At 69.1% G+C, this 21,874-nt stretch carries 24 protein-coding genes; 9 read left to right on the forward strand and 15 right to left on the reverse strand.

Going from position 1 to position 21,874, the window contains the following annotated elements; genetic code table 11:
- Positions 1 to 146 precede the first annotated feature (146 nt).
- Entirely contained in the window at positions 147 to 1,346 is a 1,200-nt protein-coding gene (locus EPL03_RS10275) for a carboxylate--amine ligase (protein ID WP_135829226.1), read from the forward strand.
- Between the two features lie 26 nt (positions 1,347 to 1,372).
- On the opposite strand, the gene EPL03_RS20465 is transcribed toward EPL03_RS10275, so the two are convergent.
- The 7 genes from EPL03_RS20465 to EPL03_RS10305 all read right to left on the reverse strand — a co-directional run bounded on the left by EPL03_RS20465 (position 1,373) and on the right by EPL03_RS10305 (position 5,643).
- Positions 1,373 to 1,594, reverse strand: coding sequence for a hypothetical protein (locus EPL03_RS20465; RefSeq protein WP_244605247.1), 222 nt, complete (start codon positions 1,592 to 1,594; stop codon positions 1,373 to 1,375).
- A gap of 225 nt (positions 1,595 to 1,819) precedes the next feature.
- The gene (locus tag EPL03_RS20470) at positions 1,820 to 1,984 is read right to left on the reverse strand and encodes a hypothetical protein (protein ID WP_244605248.1); all 165 of its coding nucleotides are present in this window, start codon (positions 1,982 to 1,984) and stop codon (positions 1,820 to 1,822) included.
- Between the two features lie 2 nt (positions 1,985 to 1,986).
- Complete coding sequence (locus EPL03_RS10285) at positions 1,987 to 2,325, reverse strand: hypothetical protein (RefSeq protein WP_210424954.1); 339 nt, start codon at positions 2,323 to 2,325, stop codon at positions 1,987 to 1,989.
- Between the two features lie 93 nt (positions 2,326 to 2,418).
- Positions 2,419 to 3,285, reverse strand: a complete 867-nt coding sequence (locus EPL03_RS10290; RefSeq protein WP_135829227.1) for a dihydrodipicolinate synthase family protein — start codon at positions 3,283 to 3,285, stop codon at positions 2,419 to 2,421.
- A 651-nt stretch (positions 3,286 to 3,936) separates the two neighbouring features.
- Positions 3,937 to 4,611, reverse strand: a complete 675-nt coding sequence (locus EPL03_RS10295; RefSeq protein ID WP_135829228.1) for a potassium channel family protein — start codon at positions 4,609 to 4,611, stop codon at positions 3,937 to 3,939.
- A 59-nt stretch (positions 4,612 to 4,670) separates the two neighbouring features.
- On the reverse strand, positions 4,671 to 5,030 hold the full coding sequence (locus EPL03_RS10300) for a response regulator transcription factor (protein ID WP_135829229.1): 360 nt from the start codon (positions 5,028 to 5,030) through the stop codon (positions 4,671 to 4,673).
- A 154-nt stretch (positions 5,031 to 5,184) separates the two neighbouring features.
- The gene (locus tag EPL03_RS10305) at positions 5,185 to 5,643 is read right to left on the reverse strand and encodes a universal stress protein (RefSeq protein ID WP_135829230.1); all 459 of its coding nucleotides are present in this window, start codon (positions 5,641 to 5,643) and stop codon (positions 5,185 to 5,187) included.
- Between the two features lie 178 nt (positions 5,644 to 5,821).
- On the opposite strand from EPL03_RS10305, the gene EPL03_RS10310 reads away from it, so the two are divergent.
- Complete coding sequence (locus EPL03_RS10310) at positions 5,822 to 6,259, forward strand: universal stress protein (protein WP_135829231.1); 438 nt, start codon at positions 5,822 to 5,824, stop codon at positions 6,257 to 6,259.
- A 46-nt stretch (positions 6,260 to 6,305) separates the two neighbouring features.
- Here EPL03_RS10310 and EPL03_RS10315 read toward each other — a convergent pair whose 3' ends face one another.
- On the reverse strand, positions 6,306 to 6,578 hold the full coding sequence (locus EPL03_RS10315; protein ID WP_135829232.1) for a DUF2249 domain-containing protein: 273 nt from the start codon (positions 6,576 to 6,578) through the stop codon (positions 6,306 to 6,308).
- An 88-nt stretch (positions 6,579 to 6,666) separates the two neighbouring features.
- On the opposite strand from EPL03_RS10315, the gene EPL03_RS10320 reads away from it, so the two are divergent.
- On the forward strand, positions 6,667 to 7,290 hold the full coding sequence (locus EPL03_RS10320; RefSeq protein ID WP_135829233.1) for a helix-turn-helix domain-containing protein: 624 nt from the start codon (positions 6,667 to 6,669) through the stop codon (positions 7,288 to 7,290).
- An 81-nt stretch (positions 7,291 to 7,371) separates the two neighbouring features.
- On the opposite strand, the gene EPL03_RS10325 is transcribed toward EPL03_RS10320, so the two are convergent.
- The 3 genes from EPL03_RS10325 to EPL03_RS19955 form a co-directional block, all read right to left on the reverse strand.
- Entirely contained in the window at positions 7,372 to 8,073 is a 702-nt protein-coding gene (locus EPL03_RS10325) for a hypothetical protein (RefSeq protein ID WP_135829234.1), read from the reverse strand.
- 137 nt (positions 8,074 to 8,210) lie between these two features.
- Complete coding sequence (gene hemG / locus EPL03_RS10330; RefSeq protein WP_135829235.1) at positions 8,211 to 9,551, reverse strand: protoporphyrinogen oxidase; 1,341 nt, start codon at positions 9,549 to 9,551, stop codon at positions 8,211 to 8,213.
- A gap of 62 nt (positions 9,552 to 9,613) precedes the next feature.
- Positions 9,614 to 9,934, reverse strand: coding sequence for a hypothetical protein (locus EPL03_RS19955; RefSeq protein WP_168216228.1), 321 nt, complete (start codon positions 9,932 to 9,934; stop codon positions 9,614 to 9,616).
- 138 nt (positions 9,935 to 10,072) lie between these two features.
- Between EPL03_RS19955 and EPL03_RS10340 the strand changes: the two genes are divergently transcribed.
- Positions 10,073 to 10,531, forward strand: coding sequence for a VOC family protein (locus EPL03_RS10340; protein WP_135829237.1), 459 nt, complete (start codon positions 10,073 to 10,075; stop codon positions 10,529 to 10,531).
- 6 nt (positions 10,532 to 10,537) lie between these two features.
- On the opposite strand, the gene EPL03_RS10345 is transcribed toward EPL03_RS10340, so the two are convergent.
- Both EPL03_RS10345 and EPL03_RS10350 read right to left on the reverse strand, forming a co-directional pair.
- Positions 10,538 to 11,908, reverse strand: a complete 1,371-nt coding sequence (locus EPL03_RS10345; protein WP_135829238.1) for an NUDIX domain-containing protein — start codon at positions 11,906 to 11,908, stop codon at positions 10,538 to 10,540.
- On the reverse strand, positions 11,887 to 13,659 hold the full coding sequence (locus EPL03_RS10350) for an Hvo_1808 family surface protein (protein WP_210424955.1): 1,773 nt from the start codon (positions 13,657 to 13,659) through the stop codon (positions 11,887 to 11,889). Before EPL03_RS10350 ends, EPL03_RS10345 begins: the two co-directional genes overlap by 22 nt.
- A gap of 130 nt (positions 13,660 to 13,789) precedes the next feature.
- Between EPL03_RS10350 and EPL03_RS10355 the strand changes: the two genes are divergently transcribed.
- Positions 13,790 to 14,314 carry a metallophosphoesterase family protein gene (locus tag EPL03_RS10355; RefSeq protein WP_135829239.1) on the forward strand — a complete coding sequence of 175 codons (525 nt, stop codon included), beginning with the start codon at positions 13,790 to 13,792 and terminating at the stop codon, positions 14,312 to 14,314.
- A gap of 23 nt (positions 14,315 to 14,337) precedes the next feature.
- On the opposite strand, the gene EPL03_RS10360 is transcribed toward EPL03_RS10355, so the two are convergent.
- Both EPL03_RS10360 and EPL03_RS10365 read right to left on the reverse strand, forming a co-directional pair.
- Positions 14,338 to 14,940 carry a DJ-1/PfpI family protein gene (locus tag EPL03_RS10360; protein WP_135829240.1) on the reverse strand — a complete coding sequence of 201 codons (603 nt, stop codon included), beginning with the start codon at positions 14,938 to 14,940 and terminating at the stop codon, positions 14,338 to 14,340.
- A gap of 172 nt (positions 14,941 to 15,112) precedes the next feature.
- Positions 15,113 to 16,135: a transcription initiation factor IIB gene (locus EPL03_RS10365; RefSeq protein WP_135829241.1), complete on the reverse strand. Its 1,023-nt coding sequence runs from the start codon at positions 16,133 to 16,135 to the stop codon at positions 15,113 to 15,115.
- A 431-nt stretch (positions 16,136 to 16,566) separates the two neighbouring features.
- Between EPL03_RS10365 and EPL03_RS10370 the strand changes: the two genes are divergently transcribed.
- The 4 genes from EPL03_RS10370 to EPL03_RS10395 all read left to right on the forward strand — a co-directional run bounded on the left by EPL03_RS10370 (position 16,567) and on the right by EPL03_RS10395 (position 21,874).
- Entirely contained in the window at positions 16,567 to 18,012 is a 1,446-nt protein-coding gene (locus EPL03_RS10370; RefSeq protein ID WP_135829242.1) for an arylsulfotransferase family protein, read from the forward strand.
- An 882-nt stretch (positions 18,013 to 18,894) separates the two neighbouring features.
- The gene (locus EPL03_RS10385; protein WP_135829243.1) at positions 18,895 to 20,316 is read left to right on the forward strand and encodes a glycerate kinase type-2 family protein; all 1,422 of its coding nucleotides are present in this window, start codon (positions 18,895 to 18,897) and stop codon (positions 20,314 to 20,316) included.
- Between the two features lie 74 nt (positions 20,317 to 20,390).
- Complete coding sequence (locus tag EPL03_RS10390; protein ID WP_135829244.1) at positions 20,391 to 20,828, forward strand: bis(5'-nucleosyl)-tetraphosphatase; 438 nt, start codon at positions 20,391 to 20,393, stop codon at positions 20,826 to 20,828.
- The gene (locus EPL03_RS10395) at positions 20,825 to 21,874 is read left to right on the forward strand and encodes a DUF5787 family protein (protein ID WP_135829245.1); all 1,050 of its coding nucleotides are present in this window, start codon (positions 20,825 to 20,827) and stop codon (positions 21,872 to 21,874) included. The genes EPL03_RS10390 and EPL03_RS10395 overlap by 4 nt, the downstream gene beginning before the upstream one ends.

The raw sequence follows: 21,874 nt of genomic DNA on the forward strand, positions 1-21,874 counted from the left end.
GGACCGCGGGTCGGACCCGCGGACCGCTGGCCCTGCAGGTCTCGACCGCCACAGCCCGACCCTACGACGGGACAGGAGCGCCCTACGGGCGCGGAGACCCGATTTGGGCGCGAATACTAAAGACCGCGAGCGGTGAACGCCGGACTATGCCCGCGAGTCGCGACGATTCGCCGTCGGTGCTGGTGCCCACGGGCGTCGCGCCCTACAGCTACCCCTGTCTGCGGTCGCTCGCCCGCAGGGGCGTCCACACCGTCGCCGCCTCCGAGCGCGACCACGTCCCCGTGTTCGCCTCGCGGTTCTGCGACGAGACCGCCCGCCTCCCCTCGCCCGAGGAGAATCTGGTGGCGTACGCCGAGGCGCTGCTCGACCTCGCCGGACGCGAGGACGTCCGGACCGTGATTCCGATTCGCGAGCACGACGCCTACGTCCTGTCGAAGCATCGCGAGGCGTTCGCCGACCGCGTTTCGCTCGAAGTACCCGACAGCGAAACACTGGCGCGGGTCCACGACCGGGTGGAACTCGCGGCGGCGGCCGAGGCGGCGGGCGTCCCGGTCCCCGAGACCCGCACCCTCGACGCTGTCGACGACTGGGACGACGACTACGTAATCAAGTCCCGGTACAACCTGCTGGCCGACGCGTACGTCGACTCGTACTCGGCGAGCGAGGCCGAGGAGGTCGGCACCGTCGTCCACACTGGGCCGGGCGAGGAACCCGACCGCGAGGAACTCGTGGCCGAGATGAACCACGTCCCCGTGGTTCAGGAGTTCGTCCCCTACAGCGACGAGTACATGTTCGCCGCGCTGTACGACCACGGCGAGCCGGTCGCCACGTTCCAGCACGAACAGATACGGGGCAACTCCTACACCGGCGGCGGCGGGGTCTACCGCGAGTCGACCTACGACCCGGAGCTCGAACGCGTCGCCCGCGACCTGCTCGCGGAACTCGACTGGCACGGGCTGGCGTGCATCGAGTACATGGAGCACGCCGAGACCGGCGAGTTCGTCCTGACCGAGATCAACCCTCGGATGTGGCAGTCGCTGCCCTCGACCGTGCAGGCGGGCGCGGACTTCCCGTACCACTACTGGCTCCAGTCGCAGGGTCGGGCCGACGAGATAGAGCCCGACTTCGAACTCGGCGTGGGCAGCCACCTGCTGTACGGCGAACTGGGCTACCTCGCCAGCGTGCTCCGGGACGAGTCGCCGCTGGTCGAGCGCCCGACCCTGCGTGAGACCGCGTGGGAAATCGCCGAGTCGACCTACCGACAGCCCCGATTCGACTTCCTCCGGCTCGACGACCCTCGGCCGTTCGTCCACGGCGTCCTCCGAACGCTGCGGACCGACCGGTGACGGAACTGGTGCGATATCTCCGTGGTTCAGGCGAGCAGGTCGTCCGAGAGATAGTCCGAGCAGTCGACTGGGACGGCTTTCCACGCGGCCTGAATTGCTTGATACCCCGTCCATCCCTCGCCGCGAAGCAAATCATCACATGCTTGACAGAACTCCGCGACCGTACATTCGCCCTCGTCGAGTAGCAGATACAGCAGAAAGGTGGGCGCGACCGCTCTCCCGCTCGTCTCCGCCGCCTCGTCGAACACTCGGTATATCGACCGACGCCCGTGTGAATCCATCAGGATTGCGAACCGATACAGTTCGGTCTCCCGTTCGACCTCGGTCCGAACCGACTGCTCCCCGGCGTCCTCGCCGTGCGGTCGCGGGACGCACGGAACCGCCGTAAACGCCTCGTTTTCGTCGTCCTCGAACGGTTCGAGTGCCGTCTCGCTTCCGTCGTGGAGCCACCGCTCTCTCGTGCCCTCGGGCGCTTATTCGGACGTCTCCCGAACGTGGCGTTCGAGTTCGTGATAGCAGACGTTCGTCGTCGTCAGCCGCAGATGCCCCGTAATTCGAGGCCAGAGACTCGTGTTCGCCACGGCTATCAGCGCGTCGGTATCCGCGATAATTGGGTGGCGGGACTCGTCGTCGACCATCCCTACCGCTGGAAAACGTCCGTCCTATCGAGTTCCGAAGCGTCCTCGAACGCCTCGCGCTCGCGCTCGATTTCTTCCAAGGCGTCACCCAGTAGTATCTCCGCAACCTCGTCCGAGAGTTCTCCCTGCTCGTACCGCTGGTGGAGAGTGGCCTTCTCCTCGTCCGAGAGCGTCTCCCGAAGCTTTTCGGCAAGTCCTCGTCGAGCGAGCTCGCTGACGTTGATGCCTCCGAGACGAAGTTGGTCGACGACGTGCGTCGCCTCCTTTTCGGCCGCTCCCCGGAACTGAATCTTGTCGTTGGGAGTCGCCATCTCGGCGTTAGATTCGGCCCGCGCCGACATAACTGTTGTGACGTGCCATCCGTGTCATCACAGACGTTCACGTTGGAGCGCTCTGATTTCGCAGGGAGTCCGCAAACGTGCGTGACCACCGGACTACGGTGTGGCGTCCGCGACGAGTTCCGCGAGGTCCGCCCGAACCGCCTCGTCGACTTCCCGGTGGGGCGACCGGGCGTACCCCGCCGGTGCGCCGCGCTCGCGCATCGCGGCCTTCGCGCCCGGCACGCCGTGGGTCGCGGTGACTGCGCGATTTAGCTCGACCAGTTCGGCGTTGAGCCGTCGGGCCTGCTCGTCGTTGCCCGCCCGGTGGAGTCGGTAGATTTCGCTGGCGCGCTCGGGCGCGACGTTCGCCAGTCCCAGAATCCCGCCGTCCGCGCCCGCGTCGAGGGCGTGAGCGTAGACGCTGCCGCTGCCGACCAGCAGGTCGAAGTCGGCGTCGGCGGTCAGTCGGCGCTCGCGCTGGAACGCGTCGAGGTCGCCGCTCGAATCCTTCATCCCCGCGACGTTGTCGTGGCTCGCGAGCCGGCCCACCACCTCGGGCGAGAGTGTGACGTCGGTGTAGGCGGGCACGCTGTAGAGGTAGACGGGAATCGGGCTCTCGTCGGCCACCTCGCGGTAGTAGGCGTCCAGCGCCTCGTCGCCGTGGTCGTAGTAGAACGGCGTGACCACCAGCGCGGCGTCCGCGCCGGCCTCGGCCGCGAGGTCGGTCTGGCGGAGCGTCTCGCGCAGGCCGGGGTGGCCGGTGCCGGCCAGCACCGGCACGTCGGCCGCGTCGGCGACTATCTCGACCACGCGGGCGCGCTCCTCGACGTCCATGAGTTCGGCCTCGCTGTTCGACCCGCACGGCACGAGGAAGTCGACGCCGCCGTCCTCGACCCACGCGACCAGTTCGGCGAGCGCGTCGGCGTCGAGGTCCCCGTCCCGGTCGAAGGGCGTGACCAGCGGCACGCCGGTTCCGTTCATGTCCTACGCCTCGGCTCCGGCGCTCTTGAATGTGTGCGAGTCGGCAACCGCCGGTTGCGGTCGACCGCTCCGGTCGCACGACCGATTGCGGTCGCACGGCCGCCCGCGTCTGACGGGTTTTTAAGTGGCCGCCGTACGGAAGCCCGACCGGGCGCGCGAGGCCTCTCTTCCCCATCCTCCCCACACTGCGCGCCCGGCACACCACACTCCCCTCTCGCCTGGCTCCGGTTGCGTTCGCGTCCGCTCGTCGGCCGTCCGCTCGCTCCGCCCGCCGGTCCCCGCTCCGGGGTCGATCGCCCCGGACTCCCTCTTCGTCCCCGTCTCGGACGACGCGCGACCCGAACGGAAGTCGCTGCGGTAACTCCGGCTTACGGCCCGCACAGGTCGCGTCTGGTCCACACCCAATCGGTGCCTACGGCCGCGCAAGCCGGCGCATAACAAAGTCCGAATCCGCAGTAGCAGTCGACGCGCCCGACGGCTTGGGCGCACGCGTGCAGCAGTCTCCCGGTCGGCGTCCCGACGATGCCGGAGGCCCTGGCGGCGGGCTGGCCTCCCGCCACAGTGTCACCAACCCTCCCGCGAAAGTTCTCGTCTCGGGGTGCCAGCCGCGACCCCGCGCTGCCGCCTGCCCTCCCGTTTTCGTGGTCGGTCTTACGACGCCGAAGCGGCCGCGTCGCCCTGCAATCGCTGGCGGACCTCGGCCAGCGCCTCGCGCTCGGTGATGACCGCGAGCCGGTCGCCGGCCTCGACGGTCGCGTTCGGCAGCGGGATGGTCATGCGCTCGCGGCCGTGGCCGTGGGCGTAGACGCGGGCGTGCCGGGGAAGGTCGACGCCCCGGACCTGCTGGCCCACCACCGGCGACTCGTCGGAGACGACCACGGTGGCGAGCGCGAGTCGTTCGGTCAGGTCCGCGACGACGTTGAAGTCCCCGCCGAGCAACGCGGTCTTCGCGCCCGCCGCCCCCAGCCGCTCGGGGTAGACCACCTCGTCGACGTCGCCGGCGAACTTCCGGTAGATGTCCTCGCGGTAGTCGGCGTCGATGCGCAAGACGGTGCGCGCGCCGTGGTGTTTGCCGAGCATGCACGCCGCGAAGTTGACGTTGAGGTCGCCGGTCAGGCCGCCGACCGCGTCGGCGCTCCCTGGGTCGGTCCGTTCGAGCACCGACTCCGTGGCTCCGTCGCCCTCGACGACCTCGAATCCGTCCGCGCGGACGCGCTGGGCGGTCTCGGGGTCGTTCTCCACGAGCGTCACGTCGTGGCCCTCCTCCCGGAGGATGCGGGCGGTTCGGAAGCCCACCCGTCCGGCACCCACGATAACAAGTCGCATGGATACGGGTAGGGCGACCGCGACCAAAAGCGTTCGCGCCGAGACTGCGGCCCGGGGAGTCAGCGCGAGACCCGTCCGCCGAGCAGGTCCGACACCGTCTCGCGGAGCACGTCCGTCTCGCCGATGGGTTTCGTGAGATACGCGTCGCAGTCGAGGTCGGCGGAGGGGTCGCTCGCCGAAACGATGGCGACGCTGCAGTCGTGATTGCGCTGCCGTATCTCGTCGAGGACGTCGCCACCCGACCCGTCGGGCAGGTGCCGGTCCAGCAGGACCACGTCGACCGTCGGCGTGAGCGATTCCCGGGCCTCTTCGACCGTGTACGCGGTCCGAACGTCGTAATCGGTCGCGAGCGCTCGCGCGAACCCGTCCGCGAGCGGCCGGTTGTCGTCGACCACGAGCACTGTATCTGTGTCTGTCATTTGAATGGTTGAGGGCCCGTCGACCCACCGAACGTAGACGCCCCGGCGTTAACCATCGAGCGTTCGTTGCGGACCGTTGTAGTTCGTTCCAGTGGGCGGAACGGACGTTCCGTACCGGACTCGGCCGGACGGCCCGCGCCAGAGTTCGCGCGAGTCACGCGGTCGACGCGGCCGCCGGGACGGGTCGCCGAACGATGAACACGTCGAAGGCGTCGTCGGACGCGACCGAAGTGCCGACGCTGTGTATCGAAGACACCAGACTCCCCGCGTTGTCGCTCCCGATCACCACGAGCGAGGCGTCGACCTCCTGTCCGACGTCGCGAATCTTTCGGGCGATGGTGCCCGCCGAGGCGTGTCGACCGACGAACTGGTGGCGGAATCCGGCTGCCGGTGCTAGCTCGGCGACCTCTCGGCCGAGCTGGTCGACGGCGCTGTGCCTGTCGTACTCCTCGTCCGGACCTATCCAACCGTGCTCTCGGGCGTACGCCGCGTTCGCCGTGGGAACGATAGACACTGCCAACACGCGCTCGTCGAAGACGTCACGGAGTTCGGTCGCACGCACGAGCGCCGACTTCGCGAGCGACGACCCGTCGAACGGAACGAGTATCGACATGGCTTACTGTTCGTACGTTTGGGCCCGGTAGACCTTCTCCTTTCCCATACGCTCTTTGCAGTGACGGCGACGGTACAATCCGTATCACTGTTACGGAGCGTCGATTCGCCGAACCGTTCCCGCGACGCGAAAACCGCGACGTTCTTATTTCCGCCCCGGATAGGAACGGCCGAACGTAATGTACGACACGGTGTTGCTCCCCACCGACGGAAGCGAGTCCACAGAGACCGTCGTCGAACACGCGCGGGACGTCGCGGCCAGACGCGGGGCCGACGTCCACGTCCTGTACGTGATCGACGACCGGGCGTTCCTGACGATGGACGACGACCGGGCGGCCGAAGCGACCGACGAACTCCGCGAGGAGGGCGAGCGCGCGACCGCCGAGGTCGCGGCCGCTTTCGAGGCCGAGGACCTCGAGGTGACGGCCGCCATCCGACGGGGCGACCCCGGCGACGAGATTCTCGCGACGGTCGACGACCGGGACGCCGACCTCGTGGTGATGGGATCGCACGGCGCGGACCCCACGCGCAACCTGCTCGGCAGCGTCTCCCAGAAGGTCGTCACCGAGGCCTCGATTCCGGTGTTGACCGTGGACGTCTCCGGCGAGAACGCGTAACCGGTGACTGTCGGTCCTTCACCGACACCGGGGAGTCCCGCCGGGACTACGCCGGCCGCCAGATAGCTGTCAGCACGGCCTCGTCGCCGTCGACGGTCTCGAAGGCGTATCCCCTGTCGTCGAGTTTCGGGTAGAGGTGCTGTGGCGCGCGGTCGTTGACCTGCACGAGGACCGCGTCGTCGTCGAGGTCCGGCAGCGTCTCCAGCGTCTCCCGCAGGGGATTCGGCGGCCCGAGGTCCCGCACGTCGAGCACCTCTCGCGGTCGGTCGTCCGGTGCGTCCGTCTCGCGTATCGCCCGTTCGACGGCGTCGACTTGCATACGCGACCGAACGCGCTCGGTCGGGACGGCGCTTCCGGCGAACGTGTTCGGGAATGCTTATCCGGACGCGGGTGCCGAACGTGTTCGTATGCCCACCGCAAAGCTACAGATCACACTCCCCGAGCAGGTGTGGATATATCAGATATCCTCGGAATACCCCGAGGCGGAGTTCCGGGTGCTGGCCGCGTTCCCAGCCGAGGGGACGGGCGTGGGGCTGCTGGAGATCACGGCCGAGGACCTGCCAGCGGTGGTGGGCGCGATGGACGACCGCGAGGACATCGTGCGCCTCGACCTCCAGCAGGCCTCCGAGGAGACCGCGCTGGTGGAGTTCGAGACCAGCGAACCGCTCCTGCTGTTCTCGGTCCGGGAGGCCGGCCTCCCGCTGGAACTCCCCTTTCCCATCCGGGACGGCGTGGCCGAGGTCGAGGTCACGGCCTCCCGGGACCGGCTCTCGTCGTTCACGTCCCAACTGGAGGCGTTCGGAATGAGCTTCGACGTGGAGTACGTCCGCGAACTCGTCAACTCCGAGAGCCTGCTGACCGACCGCCAGCGCGAACTGCTCGGCGAGGCGGTCGAGGCGGGCTACTACGACACGCCCCGGGAGTGCTCGCTGACCGAACTGGCCGAGCAGGCCGGCGTGGCGAAGTCGACGGCGAGCGAGACGCTACACCGCGTCGAGGAGAAGATAATCAAGGAGTACGTGGAGGGGTAGCTATCGTGGGTTTTTCCTCTACGACTTCGAGCATCAGGGTTTAACTTTATTAGATGAATAATAAAGGGAGGGTCGAACTAGTCACGCGTTGTTCGCGTAGGACAGCTCGAACCACGCGTTCTCTGCATAGATGAGTGTCAGAGTATCAGCCTCAGACTCTAACGTCCTATTGGATGGGACTCGGATGTTTCCTGTCTTATCCTCAATAGTTATCGTTTCCCCGTTTGTGCCGTGGATGATGAGCAGTTCTGTCTCTGTTTGCCCGCTAATTGAAGTTAGAGTGTCGGACGACTCTGATTCGGTTGTGAGCTGAATCTGTGGAGCATCGGCTGTTATCGACCCGCTGGAAATCGTTTTCGTGACGGTCTGGCCGAAGTCAAGTTGGTCGGTGATGGAGACACTCCCTGCACTTACCGAATTGGCCTCGACCTGATCGACGTCGATTCCGTCGTGGTTCGACGCTTCCAGAAGCCCGTCGTCGTCGCTGTCGACCAGCGCACCGTCGCCGCCACCGATGCCCAGATCGACCCATCCGCTCCCGTTGTGGTAGTATATCGTCCCGAAGTCTTTCGCGAAGAACAGCCACCCCTTCGAACCGAGGCCCTCCTTGTCCGCGTCGTCACCGATGAACGCGTCCCGAAACGCCATCAGCTCGTGAGCGGCGGCGCTTCCGGAGAACATTCCGATGCCGCTGGTTCCCGCCAGCGTCGCGCCGAGCGCGAGCAAGCCACGTCGACTGAGTCTCGATACGCCGTCTCGGTCTGCAGGACTCGTTTCGTCCATACGGACAAGTGTAGAAACCAGCAAAATTCTAGCTTTCTTATATTTAATCATCCGATTGGCCTGCACGAAAAGGGGTCGGCTCGGAGGAGGAACGAAACGGAAGGCAGCGTGAGAGGAAAACGGGAAGAGAGCGTGATTCAACTGGGCGAGGTGGCGAGGTGTCGGCGCGCCGATTGCGTCCGTTCCGCGAGCGCTTCAGCCACCTGCTCGGCCTCCCGAATCCGCCCGGGAATCCCGGCTCTCGCGGTGTAGTTCGTGCAGAGGTGGACGCCATCGGGCGCGGAGATTCGGTCGAGCGCGGCCCAGCTTCGGTCGTAGGCGGGCATCCCGCGCCGGAGTCGGTGGACTGCGAGCGGTCGCGCCGACGCGCCCGTCAGCTCCTCGAACTCCGCGACCGCGACGGATTCGAGTCGCTCGTCGGACCACTCGACCGCTTCCGGGTTCTTGAACCCGCCGAGATAACAGGTGTGAACCCCGTCCCTGTCGAGCAGGCTGGCGTTCCACGTCGCGCCGAGCGTCCGGAAGTCCTCGTCGTACTGGACCTGAAAGCCCGCGCCGGTCAGGCCGGCGTCCGAGTGGAGGTGGACCACGACCTGTGGATTGTAGTTCAACTCGCGGAGCGCCTCGGCCGACTCGCGGACGGACTCGGGGTCGTCCGACCCGTCCGCGAGTCCCGCGAACAGGTCGGCGGTCACGTCGCCGGGCGTGGTCACGACGAGTCGGTCGGCGCGCTCGATGCCGGCCGAGGTCCGGAGGACGAACGTCCCATCCTCGCGCCGGACGCTCTCGACCGGCGTGCCGAGGTGGACGCTGTCGGCGTGGGCGTCAGCGAGCGCTTCGGGGAGCCGTTGGAGGCCGGCGTCGAACGAGACGATTGGCGGGGTGTCGCGGTCGCTGCGAGTCCTCCGGAGGAGCTTCCGGGCGACCGAGACTAGCACGCTCCCCTCGATGCCCGCCGCGTCGAGCGCGCGCGACAGCGAGTACTCCATCGGCATCTCGTCGGGGTGGGAACCGTAGATGCCGCCGTACAGCGGTCCGACGTAGTACCGGGCGACCTCCGGGCCGAAGGTGCGGGTCAGGAACGCCTCGACCGTCTCGCCCTCGCGAGCGGCGTCGGTCAGCGGTTCGAGCAGCGCGCGGACCTTCCCGCGCCACGAGAGCAGGTCGGTTGCGAGGGCGTCTCGCGGGGACCGAGGCACCAGTCGGAGCCGCCCGTCGCGGTAGACGTACAGCGGGAGGTCGTCGGCCGCGCGCAGTTCGTCGCCCAGGGCCAGCGACTCGACGAGGTCCCCAATGCCGGGCGTGAGCCGGGTTCGCTGCGGCCCGAGGTCGAGGACTCGCCCCTCGACGCGTCGGCTCCGGACCACGCCGCCCGGTTCGTGGTCCGCCTCGAAGACGACGCTCTCGACGCCCGATTCGCGCAGGTAGTGGTGGACCGCGAGCCCGGAGACGCCCGCGCCCACGACGGCAACGGTCATGTCCGGAACTGCTCGCCACACGGTCGTACGCTCACCCCCGAACTGGTTCGGTCGGGCCGGGACTACTCGACCAGCAGGTCGCGGACGGCCTCGGCGTCGGTGGCCTCGTCGCCGAGCGCGGCGGTCCAGCGGTCGGCCAGCGCGCCCGCGACGGACGCCGAGAGGGCGGCGACGATTCGTCGCTGTTCGGGCGTGACCTCGCCGCGCGCTTCGAGTCGCCCGAGCGCGTCGTCGAGTTCCCGACGCCGGACGCGTTCGACTCGCTCGCGAATCTCCGCGACCGCCGGGTCGGAGTCCGGGCGCGCGTCGGCGTTCGCCACCGTCCCAGCGTCCCCGGCGGGGCTGGCGGTCGAATCGTCACGGCGCTCCACGAGGTCGTTCACGCCTCCCGCTTCGAACGTCGGCCCCGAATCGACTATCCCGAACTCGTTCGGGTCGAATCGCGGCGACGCCCCGGATTCGACCGCGACGACTGCGGCTGCAGCCGAACGTTTTTCGCGGGTTCGCGAGACGCGGGTTTCGTGACCAACGACCGCGCAGACGCCGAAAACGACGACCTCGAAAGTTCGAGGCCCGACCACGCCGACCCCGAGCGCGCGGGCCAACTTCACCACGTCGAACTGTACGCCGACGACCTCGACGCGTCGCTCGCGTTCCGGGACTGGCTGCTGGGCGAACTCGGCGACGACCGGAAGAACGACTGGGCGGGCGGTCGCTCGTGGCGACGCGGCCCGACGTACCTCGTCCTCGTGGCGGCCGACCAGCGCGACCACCCGTTCGACCGGCGAGCGCCGGGGTTGAACCACCTCGCGTTCCACGCCGCCTCCCGCGAACAGGTCGACGACCTGACCGACGGCGTCCGCGAGCGCGACGACACCAGCCTCCGCCACGAGGACCGCCACCCCTTCGCGGGCGGCTACTACGCGCTCTACTGCGAGGGCCCCGAGGGCGTGAAAGTGGAGGTCGTCGGGCCGGAGTGACCGCACTCACTGCGCTCGCCAGTCGGCGAGTCCCCGCAGTTCGTCGCTCACCTCGCGAACCCCCTCGGCGTCGAGCACGCCGCGCTCGGTGATCACGCCCGCGAGGAGGTCGGCGGGCGTCACGTCGAAGGTCGGGTTGAGCGCGGCCACGTCGGCGTCGCCGTCGTAGACCGCCGCCGGGTCGCCGTCTTCCAGGTGGACCGCGTCGTCGGTCCGGACCTTGTCGCTTGCCGCGACCGCGTAGGTCGGGACGTCTTCGCGCGCCGCCGCGAGCGCGGCGGCGCGCGTGCCGGTCTTGTTGACGACTCGGCCGTCCGGGAGTACCGCGTCCGCGCCGACCACGACGGCGTCGACGTCCTCGGTCGCGAGGACGTGGGCCACGGCGGCGTCGGTGTGGAGGGTCACGTCGATGGCGGCGTTCGCGTCCGTGGCTGACGTCGCGTCGGCGCTACCGGGGGTCGCCTCGGCGCTGGCGGTTTCGTCGTCGTCTGCGGTCCCCGCGGCGCTCGCGTCCGCGAGCGCCGCCGCGACGTCCACGCCCTCCCGCGCTGGCCGGGACTCGGCCACGAACGCCGCGTCTGCGGCGGGAAGGGCGTCGAGGACCGTGCCCGACCGCGAGAGCGTCAGGACCGACCGGCCCCGAATCTCGGCGGCGGCGTTCGCGGCGGCCCGCTCGTCCGCGCGGAGCCCGCGCTCGATGCCCTCGCGGGCGGCCCGCTCGAGGGCTCGCGGCGTTCGCTCGTCGGTCGAGGCCACTGCGTCGCCGACCCCCGAGGCCTCGGCCATCGCGCGATTCACGCGATTGGCGACCGCGGCCATGCTCGGTCGGGCCGCGACCAGTCGCTCGGCGATGGCGGTCAGGGCCGACCAGTCGCCCGTCCCCCGGGCGGCGAAGCTCCCCGCCCGGTCGCGGAGGACCTCGAGCGCGCGGACCGAGAGGTAGGCCGAGCCGTGCTCGGCGTCGCCGGCGACCGCCTCGATGGTCGGGGCGACCCGCGAGTAGGCCGCCCACAGCTCCGGCACCGTCTCGCGAGCGAGCAGTTCGGGTGGGTGGAGCCACTCGGCCTCGGCGGTCTCCCAGTCGAGGTCGGCGTCCCGACGGTCGCAGTCGAACAGGTACGGGTGGACGACCCACCGCACGTCCTGCTCGTCGTCGTCGACCGGAAACGGCGTCCCGGTCCGGGCGAGCGCACACGCGTCGAGCAGCCCGGTCTCCTCGGCTATCTCCTCGCGGGCCGCCCGGTCGGGGTCGCCCTCCGCGTGACCCGACACGCCGGCCCACAGCCCTCGATACGAGCCGACCGCCGCCGAGCGCCGGAGCGCGAGCACCTCGCCCCGGTTCCGGAGGAAGCAAGTCACGACGTGGGTCCCGTCCATGGTCGAGGCGTGGACCCCGAGCGGCTTGAGTCCGACGGAGACCGGACCGGGGACGCGAGGGACGGACCCGACGCGCCCACCGTCGTCCCGTTGTCGGCCGGGGCGTCGCCGACCGTCGCCGGGTCGTCCGTCGTTGGAGCGTCGGTCGTCGTCGCGGTCCCCGCGTCACCTTCCGCGGCCGAACCGTCGGCCGCGACCGGGTCGGCGTCGGACCGGACCGCCGAGAGCTGGTCGACGGTCGGCGCGTTTACGACGGTGACGGTCGTCTCGTTCACGTCGAGGTAGAAGGCGTCGGCGAAGCCCCCTTCGTCGATTCGCCACGTGTTCGGGCCGACCTGCTCGCCGCCCCAGTACTCGACCACTCGCTCGTAGCCCGCGACGAACTGCTGGGCGTCCTGCGGGGAGTCCCACGCCAGCCGCCAGACGTACCCCTGTTCGCCCGACTCGTTCTCGTAGACGTGAAGCCGGTCGCCGTCCCAGCCCGCCGAGTAGTCGGACTCGTAGTTCAGCGGGTCGAAGTCGCCGACGTTGCCCGTCTCGTTGTACTCGAACCACTCGTCGGGGGAGACGATCTGGGTGTCGCCCTGACTGTCGTAGTAGGGGTAGACGAACAGCATCAGCACCCCGACCTCGCCGACCCGTCCGTAGTCGGGCCGGTCGGGCGGTCGGACGCGCTCCCACGCGCCGGTCGCGGCGTCGTTCAGCGCCACGTCGGTCGGCGGGTCGGCCCGGTACCGCTCGGGGTGGATGACCTGCTCGGCGCTGGCCGGCGGGTCCTCGTACAGCGCGTTCACCGCGTCCCACCCGCCGAGGTTCCGGGCCAGCCGAACGAACGTCGGGCCGTCGCTGTACGGCTGGTAGGACAGCATGTAGACGCCGGCGTTGGCGAGGTCGCCCGCCCCGCCGCGCTCGGGCGCGTCGAGACAATCCCACGACCCGCCACACCGGCTCCGGTAGAGTCGCTCGACGTAGCTCGCGTCGCCCTCGACCAGCCCACGTACCGCGTTCGCCCGGTCGCGGAGTCGCGCGTCGAACGGGGCCGTCGAGAGGTCGAACTGCTGGTCCTGCCACGCGTGGACCAGTTCGTGCGCCAGGGTGAGCTCGTCGATGGCGAGCGCGTCGGGGTCGTCCGAAACCACGACGATTTCGTCCGTCTCGGGGCTGTAGAACCCGAGGACGCCGGTCCCCTGATTGCGGTTCTGGACCGCGATGGAATCGGCCTCCTCGTCGACGAGGAACATCGCCTCGAACTTCGCATTGTCGAACGCCCGGAGGTCCTCGGGGACCTGCTGGTTCGTCCGTCGTTCGCGGAACTGCTCGCGGCTCACCACCGACACGGGCACCTCCGCGTCGAACTCGACGCACCTGAGGGCCTCGACGCGGGCGGTCGTCCGGGCGACGACCGCCTCGCGCTCGTCGCCCTCGACGCCGTCGCCGACGTCGACCGCCAGCGACTCGTCGTACCAGTAGCCGTTCTCCCACCCGACGACGTCCGACTCGGGGTCGGCCCGGTCGTCGGGCGGCGTGGCCGCGCACGCCGCGGTGGCGTTCACCGAGCCGTCCTGTCGGCCCGCCGCGCCGTCGTGTCCGGCCGCTCTATCGGCGGTCTGTCCGGTCGCACGGTCCCCGGTCGCGCCCGCGACCGGTTCGGATTCGGTCGCGAGCGCGCCCGCCGTCCCACCGACCACCCCGGAGGCGACCAGTAGGACGACCAGAAGCACGGTAGTCGTCCCGTTCGCGTACGTTGACATTTCCCACGTTCCCCCGTGAGCGACACGGTAGCATCCGGCAAAAGGACACCGACGCCGGGACCGGCGACGAGCCCGGACGCCGGAGGACGCTTCGCACACGTTTTTCCGGTCGCCCGGCGAACCCACGCGCATGCCCCGAATCGCGCTCGTCAGCGACACGCACGTACCCTCCCGCGCGGACGCCGTCCCGGCGTGGGTCGCCGACCGCGTCCGCGCGGCCGACCATACCGTCCACGCGGGCGACCTCGACAGTCCGGACGCCTACGAGACCGTGGTCGACCTCGCGGACGGCGACCTCACGGCGGTCGCGGGGAACATGGACCCGGCGTCGCTCGACCTCCCCGAAGTCGCCACGCTCGACGTCGAGGGAGTCCGGTTCGTCGTCACCCACGGTATCGCCCGGTCGAGCGAGGAGTACGTCGCGACCATCACCGAGGCCGTCGAGACACGACTCGACGGCGAGGGCGTCGCGGTCGCCGGTCACACTCACGCTCTCGTCGACGACGAGATGGCAGGCGTGCGCTTCCTGAACCCGGGGAGCGCGACCGGGGCGGACCCGGCCGAGCGCGCGACGATGCTGACGGTCGAGGTCGGAGACGGCGAGGTCGACGTGACCGCCTACGAGGACGACGAGGAGGTCGACGTCGGCGAGTAGTCGACGGATTCGACCGGCGCGGGTCAGTCCTCGGCGGGTTCGGCCGTCGCGGGGTCGCCGTGGTCGACCTCGGTCCCCAGCACGTCGAGGAACTGGGCGAGCCACTCGACGTGGTCGCTCCAGTCCCGACCCGTCACGAGGTTCCCGTCGGTGGTCACGCCGTCGTAGTACTCGCCGCCCGCGCCCTCCACGTCGGACTCGAGCGCGCTGTACGCCGAGCAGGTCCGACCCTCGATCACGTCGGCGGCCGCGAGAATCTGGGCCGCGTGACAGATGGCCGCGACCGGCTTGTCCGCCTCGAAGAAGTGTCGGACCGCGTCGAGGACCTCGTCGTGGGTCCGGAGGTACTCGGGCGCGCGCCCGCCGGGCAGGACGAGGCCGTCGTAGTCGCTCGGGTCGACCTCGTCCATCGAGGCGGTCAACTGGAAGTCGTGCCCGCGTGACTCCACGTAGGTCTGGTCGCCCCGGAAGTCGTGGACCGCGGTCTTGACGACGTCGCCCGCCTCGCGCTCGGGACACACCGCGTCGACCTCGTGACCCACGGCCTGAAGCGCCTGAAACGGCACCATTATCTCGTAGTCCTCGCCGAAGTCGCCCACTATCATCAGGAGTTGCGTACCGGACATGGCACGTCGAAGTACGGCCGGGAAGCGAAAATAGGTGTCGCCGACCCCGCAGTTCCGTCCCGGGACCCGACCTGGACAGTTGGCCGGTGTCCATCGGCGTCGACTCGCGGTGAGCGACGCGCGGCCGACTATCGGTCGTCGCTACCGGACTCGGCGTCCAAGAAACGTCGAATCAGGCCGGCGCGACGCCGGTCTCGCTCGCTTCGAGCAGTTCGTGGTAGCGGTTGCGGATGGTGACCTCGCTGACCTGCGCGACCTCGCTGACCTCGGCCTGCGTGACCTTCTCGTTGGTCAGGAGCGGGCCGGCGTAGACGGCGGCGGCCGCCAGCCCCACGGGCGACTTGCCGCTGTGGATGCCCTGTCGCTTGGCGGTCCGGAGCAGTTCGCGGGCGCGGCGCTCGGCCTCGTCGGAGATGCCGAGGTCGCTGGCGAACCGCGCGACGTACTGCTCGGGGTCGGCGGGCTGGATTCCGAGGTTGAGTTCGCGGACGATGTAGCGGTAGGTCCGCTTGAACTCCATCTCGTCGATGCGGCTCACGTTCGCCACCTCGTCGATAGACCGGGGCGTGCCGGTCTGTCGGGCCGCCGCGTACACCGCGCTGGTGGCGACGCCCTCGATGGAGCGGCCGGGGAGGAGGTCCTCGTCGAGGGCGCGCCGGTAGATGACGCTGGCGGTCTCGCGGACCTCCTCGGGCAGGCCGAGCGCGCTCCCCATGCGGTCGATTTCGCCGAGCGCCTGCTTGAGGTTGCGCTCCTTGGAGTCGCGGGTCCGGAATCGCTCGTTCCACTTGCGGAGCCGCTGCATCTTCTGGCGCTGCTGGCTGCCCAGCGAGTTGCCGTACGCGTCCTTGTTCTGCCAGCCGATGTTGGTCGACAGCCCCTTGTCGTGCATCATCTTGGTCGTCGGGGCACCGACCCGGCTCTTCTCGTCTTTCTCCTTGGAGTCGAACGCCCGCCACTCCGGGCCGCGGTCGACCTGGTCCTCGTCGACCACGAGGCCACACTCCGCACAGACCGTCTCGCTCCCGTGGCTGGCGAGGTCGCCGCCACACTCGGGACAGACCTGCTGGTCCTCGCGTTCGACCGTCTCCTCGTCCTCGTCGGCTCGCTCGGGCTCGTTCGTTCGCTCTGTCTCGTCGGTCCGGCCGGTTACGCCGGCCCCTTCGTCGTAGCTCTGGATGCGCGTACTGGTCATGGATGGATGGGTTGGGAGGTGCTCCGGGAGGGGAGAAATCCTGAAGAAGCTCCGGACACCTCGCTTCCTAACCATCGGTAAGGCCGGTAAGTACTTAAACCTTTTGCTGCCGTGTCCGTCTCGCGCACTCGAATCCGGCAGATTCGGCCGGTAGCGTCGATTCGCTGAAGTGGCCGATAACCAGCGATAGAGACCATTTACGTGGCGGTAATGGGAGCCACTCACGCGACTTCTCGAAACTTTGGTCTTGTCTGTATTAGACAATATCGTTGCGCTCCGGCCGGTGTCACGCGTCGGCCTAGGTCGCCGCTCGCCCGCCGGACACCGGCCGCTGCCTCGCGAGGTCGGGCGACCGGCATCGAGGAGTACCGTCGCCCGCTCGGGGAAAAGAGGACAAAACCCATATGTTCCGGGTAGGTGTACGCGAGTGTATGCCGAACGACTGGAAGCCGCGACTCTCGCGGCCGTGGCTGGTACGCGGCGTCGTGTTGTTGCTCGTCGCGTCGCTGCTCGCGCCCTCGGCGGTCTCCGCGCTCACGTACGAACCCTCGAACACCGACCTCCAGCGGGGGACTATCGAGGAGCCCGCCGACGGGACCACGGTCATCTCCATCCAGGGCTTCAAGTTCGCCGGACAGTCCAGCGGGAAAAAGCCCGCGCGGCTCGTGGGCGTCGGACCCCGCGGCGAGGTGGAGTGGGTCCACGACGGGTCGGACAACGACGTGACGTGGTTCTACGATGTCGACCCGCTCGACAACGGGAACCTGCTCGTGACCGGAACCGAGACCGGCGGGAGCAGCGTCTACGAGTACGACCCCGACAACGACGAGATCGTCTGGTCCGAGTACTTCGACGGCGTCCTCGACACCCACGACGCCACGCTCATCAACGACAAGTCCGAGATTCTGGTCGCCAACATGCGGAACTACAACACCTCGACCGACGACAGCGAGGACCGCATCTTCGTCTACGACCGCGAGCAGGGCGAGATCACGTGGGAGTGGCACTTCGACGAACACACCAACTGGACCGCGGACATGGGCGGCACCTACGAGGCCGAACCGCCGAACAACGACTGGACCCACGTCAACGACGTCGAGAAGATAGCTGACGGGCAGTACCAGATATCGCCCCGGAACATGGACCAAGTGCTGGTCGTGAACCGCTCCACCAAGGACATCGACATGCGCCTCGGGGAGGACGACAACTACGACATCATGCACGAGCAGCACAACCCCGACTTCCACCGGAGCGAGAACGGTACGGCCACGATAACGGTCGCCGACAGCGAGAACGACCGCATCGTGGAGTACCAGAACCCCGACGGTGACCTCACCGACGGCGACGGCTGGCAGCAGACGTGGGAACTCGGGTCGAGCCAGGACTTCAACTGGCCACGGGACGCCGACCGACTCCCGAGCGGTAACACGCTGGTCACCGACTCGAACAACCAGCGCGTCATCGAGGTGACCCCCGAGGGCGAGATCGTCTGGGAGTTCTACGCGCCGTGGGCACCCTACGACGCCGCGCGGGTCTACCTCGACGAGGAGTCCGACGGCCCGACCATCGCCGACCAGAACGCCGAAGGCCAGTACGACGTCACGGGCAGCGCGGGGCTGACGCCCGGCTCGGGGGAGCAACTCACCTTCTCGCAGTGGGTGAGCGCCTCGTTCGCCGACACGCCGGTCGCGAATCAGGCCGACTGGTTCGCGAGCCGCTGGTCGAAGATCGCGCCGTGGATTCGCCCGGTGTGGATGGGCCCGTGGGACTTCGTGGGCGTCGTGGTGGCGTCGCTACTGCTGGTCGGGTGGCTGCTGAGCGAACTCGTCTACCAGCGCCGCCGCATCGCCAACGGCGTTAAAAGCCGATTCGCCTGACCGGGGTTCGGTCGTTCGGAAATCGTGGTGGGGTTGCTGTCACGGTCGTTGCGGTTGCTGTCGCGGTCGCGGTTGCTGCGGTTGCGGTCGTTGCGGTTGCTGTCGCGGTCACGGTCGTTGCGGTTGCTGTCGCGGTCACGGTCGTTGCGGTTGCGGTTTTCATTGGCTCAACGATAGTAGCGGTCGGGATTTCGGGTGCTGTCGCGGTCGTGATTGCAGGTGCGGTTGCTGTGGTTGCTGTGGTTGCTGTAGCGGTTGCGGCCCCACTGGCCCGAGCATAGTAGCGGTCTCAGTTGCTGTTGCAGTCGCTATCTGAGGTGCGGTCGTTTTCTCCGTCTCGACCGGAGGCAGTTTCGCCGTCGCTCACGGGAGCGGAGCCGTCGGCGAGAGGCTAGCTATCGCCGAGACCTATGAGTTACCGCAACCGCACCGCCACCGCGCAGCACGGCACCGCAACCGCATCGCCACCGCCAGCACGACACCGCAACCGCACCGCCACCGCACAGCACGACACCGCGACGGCAAGCCTCACGCCTCCCCAACCGCCTCCCTCACTTCGTTCGGTCGTCCCTCGCGCGCTTCGGCGCGGTCATGAACGACCGCGCCAGCGCACGCCGACGTTCCGAGGTCAGACGAGCGCTATCGGTCCGGAGTCGAACCAGCACGCAGGGCGGTGAGAGTGAGACGACTCGGCCGATGGGGCGTCTACCGGTACGCCGACGTTGCCCGCGAAACCTATGAGACTGCTCGGCGCGCGCTCGCACGGCTCGTACTTCCACGAGAGCGTTCGCGGCCAGTACGACTACCACCGGATTCGATGATGCGGGTTCTGCCACTCCAGAACTCCCGACGCTTTAGGTCCCCGGAGAGCGAACCGCCGCCATGATACGGAACCGCGACCGACTCCTCGGCTCCGACGAGCGCGAACCCACTCGAAGCCTCGCGCTCGACTGCGTCGAGGCCGGAATCCGCGCCGCCGACCCCTACCGAGTCGTCTCCGAGGCTGTCGAAGTCCGCGACGGCGTCTTGACCGTCGCCGGGGAGAGCTACGACCTCGGCGACTACGAGGAAGTCGTCGTGCTGGGCGGCGGGAAGGCGGCGGTCGGCACGGCGGCTGCGCTCGAAGCCGCGCTCGGCGACCGAATCGACCGGGGCGCGGTCGTCACCGACGACCCCGAAAGTCGAAGCGACGCCGACGCGCCGGCGCTCGACCGCGTGACCGTCCGGGCGGGCGACCACCCGGTCCCGAGCCAGCGGGGCGTCGCGGCCACGCGCCGGGTACTCGACCTCGCGGACGCGGCCGACGAGTCCACGCTCGTCCTCGCGGTCGTCACCGGCGGCGCGAGCGCGCTCCTCCCGGCCCCCGCCGGCGACCTCTCGCTGGCCGACCTGCAAGCGACCACCGAGGCCCTGCTGGCGAGCGGCGCGACCATCGGGGACCTCAACGCGGTCCGCAAGCACTGCTCGGCGCTCAAGGGCGGGCGACTCGCCGAGCGCACGAGTCCGGCCACGGTCGTCGGACTCGCGGTCAGCGACGTGGTGGGCGACGACCTCGGCACGGTCGCCAGCGGACCGCTCTCGCCCGACGACTCCACCTTCGCGGACGCCCGGCGGGTGCTTGCCCGGTACGACGTCGACCCGCCCGCCGCGATTCGGGACCGACTGGACCGGGGCGCTCGCGGCGAGGTATCGGAGACCCCGACGGCGGGCGACCCGGCGTTCGAGCGGGTGTCGGTCCACGTCGTCGCGAGCGCGACCACGGCGCTCGACGCCGTCGCCGAGGTCGCCCGCGAGCGCGGCTTCGACCCGCTCCTCGTCTCGTCGCGGATTCGCGGCGAGGCCCGCGAAGCCGCCAAGACCCACGCCGCCATCGCCGAGGAGATGCCCGACACCGGCCAACCGGTCGACCCGCCGGCCGTGGTGCTGTCGGGCGGCGAGACGACCGTGACGGTCCGGGGCGACGGCGACGGCGGGCCGAACCTGGAGTTCGCGCTGGCGTGGGCGCTCGACATCGACGCCGACCCGGACGCCGACCTCGCGCTGGCCAGCGTCGACACCGACGGCGAGGACGGCGGAACCGGGGTCGCCGGCGCGCTCGTGGGGCCGGAGACGGTGGTCGAAGCCGGGGCGGCCCCGGCGGGCAAACGTCGCCTGTCGGCCGAGACCGCCCGGGACGCGCTGGCCGACAGCGATTCGCTCGGCGCGCTGGCCGACGCCGACTCCGCGATTCGGACCGGGCCGACCGGGACGAACGTCAACGACCTCCGAGTGTTGGTGGTCGGCGAAACGTCGGGGTCGGAGTGACCTCCGAGACCGGCTGGTTCGTCTCACCCCTTCTCCGACATTCTCTTAACGCACCGCCGTATACACTCCGGTAAATGACGGTTGAAGCTACGAGCGCGGGTGCGATCCTCTACCGGGATACCCGCGGTCGCCGGGAATACCTCCTCCTCAAGTCCCGTCCGGGCGACTGGGAGTTCCCCAAGGGCGGGGTCGAGGGTGAGGAGGAGCTACAGCAGACGGCCATACGCGAAGTGAAAGAAGAGGCGGGCATCGAGGACTTCCGCCTGCTCGACGGCTTTCGCGACGACTACGACTACGTGTTCGAGGCCAACGGCAACACCATCCACAAGACGGTCCACCTGTTCGTCGCCAAGTCCTACGAGGCCAGCGCGGAGCTGTCCCACGAGCACCGCGACCACCAGTGGCGCGACTACGAGCAGGCCATCAACACCATCACGCAGGACGGCCCGCGCGAAATTCTCGAAGACGCCCACGAGTTCCTCAACGAGAAGGAGGAGAACGGGGACGTGTGAACGTCGCCGGCGGCTCGGACCCGGAGTTCGTCTTCGAGTTGCGGACCTGCCGGTGGGCCGAACGCGAGTGGCCGCCCACCGACGACGGCGGAGTCCGTCCCGCCATCGTGGCCCGCCAGCTCGGCACCGAGCGCCGCCGGTGGGACACCATCGTCGTGGAGGTCGACCCCGAGGGGCTGCGCCGACGCCGCCGGTTCGGCCCCCGGCGGCTCGACTCGGACCTGCTCGACGTGATTCCCCACGCGCCCGCCGACTGGACGTGGTACCGCGACGCGCTCCCGGACCCCGGTTACCCGTGGCGCTACGTCCGGGAGTCGATTCATCGGGCCGACGACCGCGGTATTCTGGACGTGCGAAAGCGCGACAACCGCATCCAGATTCGCCGCAAGTGGGCGTACCCCGACTGGGTCGAGCGAATCGTCGCCGTCGAGAACAAGCCCGACCTGAGCGCGAGCGCGGCCCGCGACCTCGCGCCCCAACTCGAGTACGACGTGGCGCTGTCGCTGGCCGACGAGGTGTGGGTCGCCACCCGAGCGACCGCCGAGTCGGTCGAGCCCGCGCTGCTCGAACGTCTGCCGGTCGAAGCGGGCATCCTGACGCTCGACTCCCGCGACGGGGACGCCGAGGTCGAGTGGTTCCCTCGGAACCTCGACGCGGACGCGCCCGGCACCCGAATCCTCGAACGCGGCGAGGAGACCGAGTACGGCACGACCGCCGGCCGGTTCGAGTACGCCGACCCCGACTGGAAGCGCGCCAAGCGGCTCGAAATCGCCGAGCGCGCCTACGAAACCGGGTGGCGCGACTACGCCGAGACCATGCGGCCCGACTGCCGACACTTCGAGTTGGGCCGCGACGGGCGCGCACTCCTGCCGTGGTGTTCGGCCACGGACTGCCACCAGACCAGCGCGGCGTGTTCGGGGTCGTGTCCGGAGTTCTCCCCCGAACCCCCGCAGTGGCGCACGCGGGGCTGGCCCATCGAGGGCGGTCCGGGAAAGGGGATTCGGCGACTGCTGGCGGACAGGCGGGAGCGAAATCGACCGGAGTGA

Source organism: Halorussus halobius, assembly GCF_004765805.1.
Lineage (GTDB): Archaea > Halobacteriota > Halobacteria > Halobacteriales > Haladaptataceae > Halorussus > Halorussus halobius.